Annotated in this window: 11 protein-coding genes; 7 read left to right on the plus strand and 4 right to left on the minus strand. The window is 40.6% G+C overall.

The window, feature by feature from the left end:
• The first annotated feature begins 57 nt into the window (after window positions 1–57).
• Both HDC92_RS13670 and HDC92_RS13675 read left to right on the plus strand, forming a co-directional pair.
• Complete coding sequence (locus HDC92_RS13670) at window positions 58–249, plus strand: hypothetical protein (RefSeq protein ID WP_183875273.1); 192 nt, start codon at window positions 58–60, stop codon at window positions 247–249.
• Window positions 250–410: 161 nt separating this feature from the next.
• Window positions 411–1,385, plus strand: a complete 975-nt coding sequence (locus HDC92_RS13675) for a GlxA family transcriptional regulator (protein WP_012781344.1) — start codon at window positions 411–413, stop codon at window positions 1,383–1,385.
• Between the two features lie 25 nt (window positions 1,386–1,410).
• Here the strand turns inward: HDC92_RS13675 and HDC92_RS13680 are convergent, their stop codons facing one another.
• Window positions 1,411–2,163 (minus strand): hypothetical protein, encoded by a 753-nt coding sequence (locus tag HDC92_RS13680; protein WP_183875275.1) that lies wholly within the window; start codon window positions 2,161–2,163, stop codon window positions 1,411–1,413.
• Between the two features lie 181 nt (window positions 2,164–2,344).
• On the opposite strand from HDC92_RS13680, the gene HDC92_RS13685 reads away from it, so the two are divergent.
• On the plus strand, window positions 2,345–3,187 hold the full coding sequence (locus HDC92_RS13685; RefSeq protein ID WP_183875277.1) for a VOC family protein: 843 nt from the start codon (window positions 2,345–2,347) through the stop codon (window positions 3,185–3,187).
• 2 nt (window positions 3,188–3,189) lie between these two features.
• Here HDC92_RS13685 and HDC92_RS13690 read toward each other — a convergent pair whose 3' ends face one another.
• The 3 genes from HDC92_RS13690 to HDC92_RS13700 are packed head-to-tail and all read right to left on the minus strand — an operon-like array spanning window position 3,190 to window position 6,903.
• Window positions 3,190–5,628 (minus strand): phosphocholine-specific phospholipase C, encoded by a 2,439-nt coding sequence (locus HDC92_RS13690; RefSeq protein WP_183875279.1) that lies wholly within the window; start codon window positions 5,626–5,628, stop codon window positions 3,190–3,192.
• A gap of 52 nt (window positions 5,629–5,680) precedes the next feature.
• On the minus strand, window positions 5,681–6,184 hold the full coding sequence (locus HDC92_RS13695) for an Lrp/AsnC family transcriptional regulator (protein ID WP_049772218.1): 504 nt from the start codon (window positions 6,182–6,184) through the stop codon (window positions 5,681–5,683).
• A 17-nt stretch (window positions 6,185–6,201) separates the two neighbouring features.
• The gene (locus HDC92_RS13700) at window positions 6,202–6,903 is read right to left on the minus strand and encodes a hypothetical protein (protein WP_183875281.1); all 702 of its coding nucleotides are present in this window, start codon (window positions 6,901–6,903) and stop codon (window positions 6,202–6,204) included.
• A 325-nt stretch (window positions 6,904–7,228) separates the two neighbouring features.
• On the opposite strand from HDC92_RS13700, the gene rpsA reads away from it, so the two are divergent.
• From rpsA to HDC92_RS13720, 4 genes are all read left to right on the plus strand, one after another.
• Window positions 7,229–9,163 (plus strand): 30S ribosomal protein S1, encoded by a 1,935-nt coding sequence (gene rpsA, locus HDC92_RS13705; RefSeq protein WP_012781338.1) that lies wholly within the window; start codon window positions 7,229–7,231, stop codon window positions 9,161–9,163.
• 123 nt (window positions 9,164–9,286) lie between these two features.
• Complete coding sequence (locus HDC92_RS13710; protein ID WP_183875283.1) at window positions 9,287–10,888, plus strand: beta-N-acetylhexosaminidase; 1,602 nt, start codon at window positions 9,287–9,289, stop codon at window positions 10,886–10,888.
• A 123-nt stretch (window positions 10,889–11,011) separates the two neighbouring features.
• The gene (gene pyrR, locus HDC92_RS13715; protein WP_012781336.1) at window positions 11,012–11,560 is read left to right on the plus strand and encodes a bifunctional pyr operon transcriptional regulator/uracil phosphoribosyltransferase PyrR; all 549 of its coding nucleotides are present in this window, start codon (window positions 11,012–11,014) and stop codon (window positions 11,558–11,560) included.
• Between the two features lies 1 nt (window position 11,561).
• Complete coding sequence (locus tag HDC92_RS13720) at window positions 11,562–12,494, plus strand: aspartate carbamoyltransferase catalytic subunit (RefSeq protein ID WP_012781335.1); 933 nt, start codon at window positions 11,562–11,564, stop codon at window positions 12,492–12,494.
• The last annotated feature ends 128 nt before the right edge of the window (window positions 12,495–12,622 follow it).

Below are 12,622 nucleotides of genomic sequence, written 5' to 3' on the forward strand. Positions count from 1 at the left end.
ATCTTCATGTTGTGTTTGCAACTTTGATATAACAAAAAACACTAAAAAATTATAAACATGAAAAAAACAATCTTAGCGTTAGCATTAGTTGCAACAACTTTCGGCGCATTTGCACAAAACACTACTCCAGCGACAAAACCTGCAACAGCTACAACTGAAACTGCAAAACCAAAACATCACAAAAAAGCAGTTAAAAAAGCAGCTAAAGCAGAGGCTAAACCAGCTGAAACTAAAAAATCAGGTAAATAATAATTACAAATGTAGTTTTAGGCCGTCTGCATCATCCATAGCAGGCGGCCTTTTTTATGTCTATAATTTGTGGCTTTTGATTTTCAGGGTGTCATGTAAAAAGAAAAAACAGTAAAAGCATGATTTTTTTTTAATTTGCATTTCGTTTAAGCCCGAATGAAATGATACAAGTAGCTTTGTTATTGACCAATAAATATCGTTTGTTAAGTGTAGCGGCTATATTGGATGTATTTGATACTGTAAATAGTTATTACGAGGCCGAGGGACAAGAGGCCCTTTTTAATTTGAGCATACTTTACGCTGCCAACAGCAACAATGAAGTACCTGTTTTTAACACGCATAAACCCCGACCTTTAAATCCGGCAAACACACAGGACCTGGTGCTGATCCCCGCCTTCGGTACGGCGGACATGTCTGCCGCCATTCAGGAAAACCTTGAATTCCTGCCCTGGTTAAAACAACAGCACCAAAAAGGTGTGGAACTGGCCAGTTTTTGTACTGGTGCCTTTTTATTAGCAGCCAGCGGCCTGTTGGACGGCAAAAGTGCGACCACACACATTCATGCCAGTACTTCCTTTGCTTCCAGCTTTCCTGATGTATATTTAAGGCCCAACGAGGTGGTTACCTACGATCAGGGCATATATACAAGCGGGGGTGCCACCAGTACTTTTCATTTATTGCTTAAGTTGATACATAATTATGCCAGCAGGGAAATTGCGGTGAGGACGGCCAAAGTGTTTGCAATAGACATGAACCGGGAACAGCAAAGCTATTTCGGTACTTTTATACCGACCCGGGATCATGGTGATGAGCTGGTGACTAAAACCCAGTTGTGCATAGAAAATGCCTATAATAAAGCAGCAACAGTTGAAGATATTTTGCAGCATATTCCGGCAAGCCGCAGAAATATTGAACGCCGTTTTAAGCAGGCAACAGGAAATACGCTGATCGCGTATTTACAGAAAACCCGGATAGAAAAGGCTAAAAAGCTGCTGGAGCAAACCAATCAAAGTATTCTGGAAGTTATGCTGAACTCAGGATATAATGATTTAAAAGCATTCAGACAACTGTTCAAAAAAAGCTCTGGTATGACCCCTAAAGATTATCGCGATAAGTTTAAAGCGCGGATTGCATAACTACTACTTCCTTCATATGGGGTAGCTAAAACTTAATAGCCAGTTTTTCTGAAACAAGCTTATCGTTTTGATAGTATTCAAAAAACCAGCTCTCATTCTTTTTCAATACAATGCCCTGCGCCGCTTCATTACCTGCAATAAAATAATCCGGCACCGAGGTTTTTAAGAGGGTTAAAACAATTTTAGGGGCGGTATCTATTAACTGGTACCCATTGGCTGTTGGCTGTGCATATAAGGTACCGGTTACCTGCGCTGCCGGTACTGCTGTTGCAGTACTGCTTACCGGTTCGTTTACCGCTGCAGTGGCGGGCACAGCAACAGGGGTTGCAACTGCCGGTGGTGCGGGTATTTCACTATAAACATACTGAACTTCATTTAATGACTTAAATGCCTCTCTTAAAGCCTCATTATAGGAAGTTTCAAATTCCTTCTCCCTGCTTTTACCTTCCTTACCTTTAAAAATAACATTGCCCTGGCAATCTTTTAATAAAAGGGTAAGATTGGTTGTGAACATTGATTTCCTTTGTAACAGTTCGAAATTTAATGCCCTGCATTTGTTAGTGGCTATTTCGGCCGGCAATTGTGTATTGTCAAAATAGACAGTAAAGCCCTTTTCTTCCAGGAGTGCCTTGGTAAGTGTATTTAATCCATATTGGTTCACTTCTTTAAGGAAGCTGAATTTTTCGGGCACCAGTACGTATTTGTAATTGTTGATCGTAGTCTGGCTATATCCCGAGAAGGAGATCAATAAAAGGAAAAATAAAACAGATCTTTTCATGTTAACAGATGGTTTTTGTTTTTATAAAGATACAAGATTAACGTAAATAGCCTTTAAATTATTTACAAAATGCCAGGTCTTTTTTTGTCGCATTCCACCCCTCTTAATGTCGCTTTTACAAGCGTTTATTGTTTATAGAGCCCGTATATTTACTTTATTAAAAAACCAAATTTGAAATGTCATGAACAATTCCATTTATCCATGCCTTACACTAAAAGGTAAAATTGCGGAAGCATCAGATTTTTATATCAAAACCTTTGGAGCAGGCAGAATTGCACAAACCTCTCCTTTTGTGATACAGATTGAGCTGAGCGGACAAAAGTTTATGCTACTTAATGACGGGCCCAGCTCAGTTCCCAACCCCTCTGTCTCGTTCATGGTGATGTGCTCCACAGCTGAAGAGACCGAACAGTACTGGAACAAATTAATTGAAGGCGGAAATGCATTAATGGACATTGACAGTTACGACTGGAGCCCTAAATATGGCTGGGTGGTAGACAAATATGGTATTTCCTGGCAACTGTATACAGGCCGTAAAGAAGATAGTTTTCAGAAATTTTGTCCTACCCTAATGTTTACCGGCAACAGTGCCGGCAAGGCTGCAGCAGCAGTTCATTTCTATGCCAGCCTGTTTCCGCAATCCCATATTGAGGGCATCATGAAGTATGATGAAAAAGACGGGGAACGCACTGATTTTGTAAAACATGCACAATTTAAGATCAATAACTTTACCGCAATGGCTATGGATAGCTCTGAAGACCACGGGTTTGGCTTTAACGATGCCATATCCATGGTAGTAGAATGTGATACACAGGCAGAAATTGACAACTACTGGGAGCAACTTACTGCAGATGGCGGACATGAAGTGGCCTGTGGCTGGCTGACAGATAAATATGGCATCAGCTGGCAGATTATTCCTAAAATGTTGGGTAAACTGATGACAGATCCTGAACGTGGCCAGCGCGCCATGGGGGCATTGATGAAAATGAAGAAACTGATCATTGCCGATCTGGAAAACGCATAGGATTACATCACATTACCCATTAAGGGATCGGTAAAACTTTCTCCCGCATGTTCTACATGTCCTGCAAATTGCTGGCTATAGCTGCTATATTGTGCTAAGGTAACTGTAAAATCATACCAGCAATGATTTGCTTTAATGTCGAGTGGAACAAATATTTCATGCTGTTCCTGATTTAAAACAACATGGACTGCTGCCTTCCCGTAACTGTTATCGGTTATGGTCAGTTTAAGCTGTCTGCCTTTGGCCAAACGTTTAATGTGCAACAAAACATTGCCGGATGCCCGATGGCTATTTTTTTCCGTCTGGTAACTTAAAGTTAGCGCAATTTCAGGATCTTTTGCATTCCCTTTATAACAGCGGTAAAAGCCGTTTGCACTGTAAACTTTTAGCATATAGGCCTGGTCTTGAAAACTGTGCAATGGCCATTGATAACTTAGGGTATCGCCTTTATCAACAGTAAACGACCAGTTGTTGTCTGCTCCGTAAACGATGAAACCGGCACCCTTGGCTTTGGCGCCAAAAAACCTGTCACCTGCTGTAAAATCAATTTTAAACTGTTTATTTGCAACATCCAGTACACCATTTGCATATAACTCATAAGGTATGGTATTGGCAGGCTTAATCCCTTTTTCCTGCCGGGCCAGGTTCGGATTCAGTATTGGACTTTTAAGGATATCCGCTACGATGTTTTTATCCGGCGATCTAAAATTGTCAGGTAGCTTTTCAAATTTAGCCTTATGAATACCCGTTAGGAATGGTATGCGCTGCACTGGCTCTGGTGAAGGTATATTTTCGCCGTTATAAGGCCTGAATACAGAAGTTAAATCGCCGCACAGGCTTCTTCTCCAGGAACTAATATTGTCTTCATAGATTTTTTCACCTGTTTTATGACTCAAAAAATGCTCTAAAAACTGGATACAAGAGGTATGATCAAATACCTGGGAATTTACATATCCACCTCTTGACCAGGGAGAAACCACCACCATTGGCACCCTGAAACCTAAACCTACCGGACTTTTCCTGTTGCTGTCGGCTCCTTTATAAATGTATTCTGCACTACTGTCTAATGAGGCTGATACTTTCCCGGTTGCAGGATCTTTTGGATCGGGTGCCACAAATGGTGGAAGGTGATCAAAATACCCATCATTTTCGTCATAAGTAAGAATAAAAATTGTCTTTTTCCATACTTCAGGATTTTTGGTCAGGATGTCTATTGTTTCCGAAAGGTACCAGGCACCATACCAGGGGGCAGCTGGGTGGTCAGAGAAATTACAGGGCGCAACAAGCCAGGAAACAGCAGGTAATTTACCTGCATCTACATCGGTACGAAACTGGTGTAATACGTCTCCTTTTGGAATTTTGGCAGTTCTTTCTGTACCCTTGTCATTGTAGGTAATGGTTTCAAGCTGATGAAAGTCGGGGTCATTCCTGTTGGTAACAAAGGCTCTTTTATGCAGATCACGCTGTTCAGGTGTTAAGGTATCAAGGGTATTGATCTCCAAAAAATTTATTTCACCGGTTACAAAATCGAGTTTTTCCTTTAGCTTGGGGTCGGGTTTATTTTTGAATTGTTCTTCGAGCTGAACTTTGGCTTTACGCAGATAAACAAGGTGCTCCGGATGCCTTTTTACATGATATTGTTTGAAAAATTCCATATCATTATCTGTAAAATTAGACAGCCATCCATTTGCTTCCCCTTCAAGCCCCACATCTACACTCAGTTCGTTCTGATATATTTTCCAGTTTACATTGTGTTTGGAAAGACGCTCGGGAAAAGTGCTCCATGAAAGCCTTTCAGCACCATCGATATATCCATTGGAATGATGTGCCAGGGATGTTGCATTTTGCTGCTCCCTGATCTTGCCCGTCCAGAAAAAACACCGGTTAGGACTTGTTCCTGTCAGTGCAGAACAGAAATTATGGTCACAAACGGTAAAGGCATCAGCCAGGGAATAATAGAATGGAATATCTTCGCGGTTATAATACCCCATCGTTAGGGGCATATCAGCATAGGCTTTATTACCTGACCTTTTTGCTTCCAGCCAGCCATCATATTTACCGTTGTTTCTTGCGTCTACCTGATTTTCCCAGGAATGTGGAAGGGCGCTCATCCAGGTCGCCCTGGTATCTTTAATATTAAGCCTGAACGGCGGATAAGTTTCACCTTTTTTATTGCGCTGCAACCAGACAGGATATTGATCAGGTAAGGTAATTGCTCTTGGATCATTAAAACCCCGTACCCCTTTAAGACTACCAAAAGCATGATCGAACGACCTGTTTTCCTGCATTAAAAAAACAACATGTTCAGCATCTAAAAAGGTAGTACCCGGCCTGGGATCAATGGCCATTGCCCTTTGGATAGATGCGGGCAATATACCTGCAATGCCCAGCGCACCGGTTAATAAACCGGCCTTTCTGATAAAATCTCGTCTGCTTTCCATTTAACTGATTAATTGGACTAAACTAATTAATCTTTCGGGATTAACCAGCTAATCAATCTAATCTTAGCGATTTACCGGAATACATCTTAAACAAATTGCTCAGGTCAACGCTATTGTCGTCCTTTAACTCGTCAATCACAAAAAAAGTTCTGACCGTCTCAATATTTTTAATTTTTAACAATGCATTTAAATAAAATGAATTGTATTCCTGCATATCAGCAACAGCAATGTGTAACAAAAAATCAAAACCTCCGTTTACTATGTAACAATTGATCACTTCAGGAAATTCACTGATGAGCCGCGATGAACTGATCAGATTATCCTGCGCATGTGCTCTCAATTGCAACCCGGTAAAAGAAATCAGCTTTTTATTTAGCTTACTTTTATTCAGCACCGCTGCGTAGTGCTGAATATATTGATTTTCCTCAAGATTTTTTATCCTTGCAAGGGTAGCGCTTTGGGACAAATGTATCCTCCAAGAAATTTCTTTAATCGGTATTTTTGCATTTTTTTGAAGGTGAAACAGAATTTTAGCATCGATTTCGTCTAATTGCATACACATAGTTAATTTTGTTAGTTAAATAACAAATCTATTTTACTTGTGAGTAATAAAAAAATGACTACAGATACTTTATTTTGAAGATGATCAGTGGGATACTTTTTAATCTCACTACGTAATCTGCTCAGATAGGAAGGCTGCATGCCCAGGTAGCTCGCAATCTGCTTTACAGCAAAATATTGTTCTATTTCCCTTCCAAAAATCCTCAAAAATGCATCGTATCTGGGTCTTGGTTTCATTTTCATCAACTCCCTTTTTTCCAGACTTTCTGCTCTTTCCAGCGAAAGAATTTTATTGGCCAGGGATTCTGCCTCGGGAGCAGACAGTTTAAAGGTATCAAAGCAATTTTTAGAAAAGGGAACGATAACCGACCCTTTTGGTATTTCAGCATTGTAACCGCAAGGTTGTCCGTTAAAAAAACATTCCGGTATCACCAATATTCTCCCCCACCGACAAAAATCAATCGTTACGTCGGTCAATATGCCATTGTCATCTGCCACCCTTTTAAAGAAGCGTGCATAACCTCTTTCTATCCAGTTAGCTGTTACACAAACTTCCCCGAATTTGACCACATCAAGTTTAGCAGCCAAAGTTTCTGCGCCCAGCATCCGCCTGAGGGCATCATTAAATTCCTGCGATAAATTTAGATGACCATTCAAATAAGTCAGCAAACTGCCAACAGGAGGAGAATAATTATTTAAACCACTTCTTTCCATAAAATTTTCTTAAAACATCTTTCTGATTTAAGTAAACTTATGCTGAAATTGGCAAACCAGCCAACCTCCTCTTACAAATCTTTAAAAAAATATAAACAGAGGACGATACAACGCACATGATACCTGAATTACCGAAGGTTTCTGACCGACTAAGGTCTGTATTTTTTATAAAGGCCGGCTGTAATGAAGCGCAGGTCTGGTGTACAAACAACTATCCGGGATACAATCTGTTCTAAATCAACAACATTTATCAAAAAAATCTTTGCTGTAAAATTATTAATTTCTATCTTTGCCGTCCCTCACGGGAAAAGGAGATTTAATTTTAATGGCTAAAAAACAAGTAGCAGAAAAAGAACTAGAGGCTAAAACAGCCGAACTTCAAGGTGCAGACGCTCGTCTCTCCGAGAAAGAAACTATTGAGTCAGAAGCTGATTCAGTATCGATCGAACAGATCAAATCATCATTGGCAACTCCAGATCAGGATTTTGACTGGGATGCAGATGATAAAGCATTCGGTAATTACAGTGATGCAGACCGTAAAAAGTTTGAAGACATGTATACCGATACTTTCAATCAAATCACTCAGGGTGAAATCATCAGCGGTACTGTTGTTTCAATCAACAACAAAGATGTGGTATTGAACGTAGGATTTAAATCAGACGGCCTGGTATCTACTTCTGAATTCCGCGATACACCTGATTTGAAAGTTGGCGACAAAGTTGACGTTTTCGTGGAAGCCCCTGAAGATGCTAACGGCCAGTTAATCTTGTCTCGTAAAAGAGCCAAAACCCAAAGATCATGGGAATCTATCAATGAAGCCCTTGACAATGACAGAATCATTAACGGATTTGTTAAAAGCCGTACTAAAGGTGGTCTTATCGTTGACATCATGGGTGTTGAGGCTTTCTTACCAGGTTCTCAGATTGACATCAAACCTATCCGCGATTACGATGTATACGTGGGTAAAACAATGGAATTCAAAGTTGTTAAGATTAACCACGAATTTAAAAACGTAGTTGTATCTCATAAAATCTTAATTGAGGACGATTTAGAAAGCCAAAAAGTTGAGATCGTATCTAAACTTGAAAAAGGTCAGGTATTGGAAGGAACTGTTAAAAACATCACTGACTTCGGTGTATTCATCGATTTAGGTGGGGTTGACGGTCTGCTTCACATCACTGATATTTCATGGGGCCGCATAGAGCATCCAAAAGAAGTATTGAGCTTAGACGAGAAAATCAATGTTGTAGTACTTGATTTTGATGATGAGAAGAAACGTATTGCATTAGGCTTAAAACAATTGACACCACATCCTTGGGAATCTTTAAATGCTGATCTGGCTATTGGTTCTAAAGTGAAAGGTAAAATTGTTACTGTTGCTGATTACGGTGCTTTCTTAGAAATCATTCCTGGTGTTGAAGGATTGATCCACGTATCAGAAATGTCATGGTCACAAAACTTGCGCAGCCCTCAGGAATTCCTGAAAGTTGGCGATGAGATCGAAGCTGAAGTTTTAACTTTAGACAGAGAAGACCGTAAAATGAGCTTAGGTATTAAGCAACTGACTCAGGATCCTTGGCAAAACGTTGCTGAAAGATATCCGATCGGAAGCAAACATACTGCAGTAGTTAAAAACATGACCAATTTCGGTGTATTCGTAGAAATCGAAGAAGGCATCGATGGTCTGATCCATATTTCTGATCTTTCATGGTCTAAAAAAGTTAACCACCCTAACGAATTCACTAAAGTTGGTGATACATTAGCCGTAGTTGTACTTGAACTGGACGTGGATAACCGCAAACTGAGCTTAGGTCACAAACAACTGGAAGAAAACCCTTGGGATACTTTTGAAACTATCTTCACTTTAGATTCAATTCACCAGGGAACTGTTGTTAAAGTAACTGATAAAGGTGCTGTTATTGCTTTACCTTATGGTGTAGAAGGTTTCGTGCCAACTAAACACATGGCGAAAGAAGATGGTTCTGTAATCAAAGCTGAAGAAACCAATGACTTCAAAATCATTGAGTTTAACAAAGATGCCAAACGTATCGTTGTTTCTCATGCCCGTATCTGGGAAGAGGCTAAAGCTGAAGCTGTTGCTGAAGAAAGAAACGCTAAGAAAAAAGAAGCTAAGGCTTCAAGCAGCGCAGTTAAAAAAGTTAAAGATTCAGTTGAAAAATCTACATTGGGCGATTTAGGTGTGCTTGCACAATTGAAACAACAAATGGAAGGTGAAGAAAACAAAGCTAAAAAAGGCTAGTTTCTTTTAACTATAGTATATTCAAAGCCCCTCTTTACCGAGGGGCTTTTTTTTGTCCTGCCCTGATCAAATCTTTTTTGTATTTTGCATCCACACGCAATTGATCAACCAATTACCCTTTTTATGAAAAAAATAGCCGCAGGACTTCTACTAACTTGTATCCTATTTACCAAATCAGCCAGTTCGCAGTTCAATAACATCATTCCACAGCCCGTTCAGTTCAAATATGGCATTGAACAAGCATTCTTTAACATCAGCCCTCAAACCCAACTTCTGGCCGATACTTTAACCAGATCCGCAAACTTCCTCAATGAATACCTTTTAAACTACTATGGTTTTGACTTAAAACAATCATCCGCCGAAAGTAATCAGGTTATCAGTCTCAGTATCGATCCGCGAAAAAATCCAAGAGAAGGCCAATATACGCTTACGGTAAATCCTCGGAGTATCAAGCTGAGTGGCAATTCCCCACAAGCAGTTTTCTACGGCATCCAATCGCTGATCCAAATGTTCCCTGCAGAAAAGAACAACAGCAAATCGCTCTCGATACCAGCCTTAGAAATTGTGGATTACCCACGCTTCGCCTATCGCGGCATGCACCTGGATGTAAGCAGGCACTTTTTTGATGTCTCCTTTATCAAAAAGTACATCGATTACCTGGCTTTACATAAGCTCAATAACTTTCATTGGCACCTTACTGATGATCATGGCTGGAGAATTGAAATTAAAAAATACCCTAAACTTACCGAAATAAGCGCCTGGAGAAATGGTAGCATTATAGGTCTTTACCCCGGAACCGGCAATGATGGCCTGCGCTATGGCGGCTATTATACCCAGGAAGAGGTAAAAGAAGTGATCAGGTATGCAGCCGATCGTTATATCAATGTCATCCCCGAGATTGAGATGCCGGCCCATAGTATGGCTGTGCTGGCCGCCTATCCTGAATTTGGCACTGAACCTTCCAAAAAATACGAAGTGGCCCAAACCTGGGGTATTTTTAACAAATTCAACAATGTGTTCCAACCTACCGATCACACCTTTAAATTTCTGGAGGGGGTTTTAACTGAAGTGATGAACCTCTTCCCTTCTCCATATATCCATATTGGCGGCGATGAAGGTTCGAAAATATGGTGGAAACAATCTGCCCTTTCACAACAGATCATGAAGGAAAATGGGCTGAAGGATGAAAGTGCGCTGCAAAGTTATTTCATCCACAGGATTGAGAAATTTGTGAACAGTAAAGGCAAAACCATTATCGGCTGGGATGAAATTTTAGATGGTGGACTGGCACCCAATGCTATAGTCATGAGCTGGCGCGGTGAAAAAGGGGGTATAGCTGCTGCAAAGCAGCAGCATAAGGTAATTATGACACCCGAAAACATGATGTACTTTAACCATAGTCAGTTTTTAAAAGATGATTCGCTTACCGCCAATAAATACCTGCCTTTAAAAACGGTATACGATTATGAACCCGTTCCGGCTGTGCTTAGTGCTGATGAAGCCCAATACATCTGGGGCGGACAGGCCAATTTATGGTCTGAATATATTGCCAATCCGGCAAAAGCGGAATACATGCTTTTCCCGCGCCTGGATGCCTTAAGTGAAATTTTATGGAGTCCTAAAGAAAAGCGCAATTATGATGATTTTCTGAACAGACTGAAAATGCAATTTAAACGCTACGACCTGATGAAGGTAAATTACAGTAAAAAATATTTAACAAATTAAATTCAGCACTAAAACATTTACGCACAACAAGCTACCTGGTTGTTTTATGCCATTTGCAATTAAACCTGCTTTATACATTTGGGGTTACAACTTTTTGGCTATATTTGCATAATCTTTAAGTCAATGCAAAAACGAACACTGCTAGACGGTCAAAAATTCCAGATCACAATTAAGCGACTTTGTCATCAATTAATTGAGAACCACAACGATTTTTCCAATACTGCTTTAATAGGTATACAGCCCCGTGGCAGTTATTTTGCCGACAGGGTAAAAAATGAACTTTCAGAAGTCCTGAAAAAAAGTACGATCCTGAAAGGTAACCTTGACATTACTTTTTTCAGGGACGATTTCAGGCGGAAAGACGGGCTGGTCTCAGCAAGCAGCAATACCATAGATTTTATCATTGAAGGCAAGAACATCATTTTAATTGATGATGTTTTGTGGACCGGCCGTACCATCAGGGCTGCAATGGATGCCTTACTGGCTTATGGCCGGCCGGCAAAAGTAGAGCTCATGGTGTTGATAGACAGAAGGTTTTCCCGACAACTGCCTATAGAACCGAATTACATAGGGCACCAGGTGGACAGCCTGAACTCGCAAATGGTAAGGGTGAGCTGGAAGGAAACCGAAGGAGAAGACAAAGTTATCTTAATATCAGAAAGCAATAAATAATATGGCAGTAGAAAAATTATCAACCCGACATCTCTTAGGCATCAAAGATATTAACCGGAATGATATCGAACTGATCTTCGAGACTGCAGATAATTTTAAAGATGTGATTAACCGGCCCATAAAAAGGGTGCCCTCATTAAGGGACATCACCATTGCCAATATATTTTTTGAGAACTCCACACGGACCAAACTTTCTTTTGAACTGGCAGAAAAAAGACTTTCGGCCGATGTGGTCAACTTTGCTGCATCCTCATCTTCTGTAAGTAAAGGTGAAACGCTGATAGATACTGTAAACAATATCCTGGCTATGAAAGTAGACATGGTAGTGATGAGACACCCTTATGCGGGTGCAGGTCAGTTTTTGAGCAGACACATTAAAGCCCAGATTGTAAATGCTGGCGACGGTGCCCATGAACACCCAACACAGGCTTTACTGGATGCCTTTTCAATCCGGCAGAAGCTTGGCGATGTGGCCGGAAAAAAAGTAGTGATCGTTGGCGATATCCTGCACTCCAGGGTAGCCATTTCCAATATTCTTTGCTTACAAAAATTAGGTGCCGAAGTAATGGTCTGCGGCCCCACTACCCTGATCCCAAAACACATTGAAAGTTTAGGTGTAAAAGTTGAACACAACCTGATCAAAGCCCTGAACTGGTGCGATGTAGCCAATATGCTGCGCATACAACTGGAAAGACAGGACATCAAATACTTCCCCTCTTTAAGAGAATATGCCATGATGTACGGACTGAACAAACAGATTCTTGACAATCTGGATAAAGAAATTGTGATCATGCACCCCGGCCCGATAAACCGTGGCGTAGAGATCACCAGTGACGTAGCCGACAGCAAACAATCCATCATCCTGGAGCAGGTTGAAAACGGGGTTGCCGTACGTATGGCTGTCCTGTACCTGCTGGCCGCCCAAAACGACTAAAATTACCGGTTAAAAAACCTTAGGATAAAATATCACAAGGATATTTTTCAAGGATCAATACGAACTTTCTTTTATAACCGTTAAACCTGTGTTATCAACAGTTGTTAATTTCTTATGTTAATAAGACA

The sequence above is a fragment of the Pedobacter sp. AK017 genome (genome assembly GCF_014200825.1).
In the GTDB taxonomy this organism is placed as follows: domain Bacteria; phylum Bacteroidota; class Bacteroidia; order Sphingobacteriales; family Sphingobacteriaceae; genus Pedobacter; species Pedobacter heparinus.

What these genes read in the sequence shown, in the direction of transcription:
- HDC92_RS13670 (WP_183875273.1), top strand. Translation starts at nt 58, where the DNA reads ATGAAAAAAACAATCTTAGCGTTAGCATTAGTTGCAACAACTTTCGGC.
- HDC92_RS13675 (WP_012781344.1), top strand. Translation starts at nt 411, where the DNA reads ATGATACAAGTAGCTTTGTTATTGACCAATAAATATCGTTTGTTAAGT.
- HDC92_RS13680 (WP_183875275.1), bottom strand. Translation starts at nt 2,163, where the DNA reads ATGAAAAGATCTGTTTTATTTTTCCTTTTATTGATCTCCTTCTCGGGA.
- HDC92_RS13685 (WP_183875277.1), top strand. Translation starts at nt 2,345, where the DNA reads ATGAACAATTCCATTTATCCATGCCTTACACTAAAAGGTAAAATTGCG.
- HDC92_RS13690 (WP_183875279.1), bottom strand. Translation starts at nt 5,628, where the DNA reads ATGGAAAGCAGACGAGATTTTATCAGAAAGGCCGGTTTATTAACCGGT.
- HDC92_RS13695 (WP_049772218.1), bottom strand. Translation starts at nt 6,184, where the DNA reads ATGCAATTAGACGAAATCGATGCTAAAATTCTGTTTCACCTTCAAAAA.
- HDC92_RS13700 (WP_183875281.1), bottom strand. Translation starts at nt 6,903, where the DNA reads ATGGAAAGAAGTGGTTTAAATAATTATTCTCCTCCTGTTGGCAGTTTG.
- rpsA (WP_012781338.1), top strand. Translation starts at nt 7,229, where the DNA reads ATGGCTAAAAAACAAGTAGCAGAAAAAGAACTAGAGGCTAAAACAGCC.
- HDC92_RS13710 (WP_183875283.1), top strand. Translation starts at nt 9,287, where the DNA reads ATGAAAAAAATAGCCGCAGGACTTCTACTAACTTGTATCCTATTTACC.
- pyrR (WP_012781336.1), top strand. Translation starts at nt 11,012, where the DNA reads ATGCAAAAACGAACACTGCTAGACGGTCAAAAATTCCAGATCACAATT.
- HDC92_RS13720 (WP_012781335.1), top strand. Translation starts at nt 11,562, where the DNA reads ATGGCAGTAGAAAAATTATCAACCCGACATCTCTTAGGCATCAAAGAT.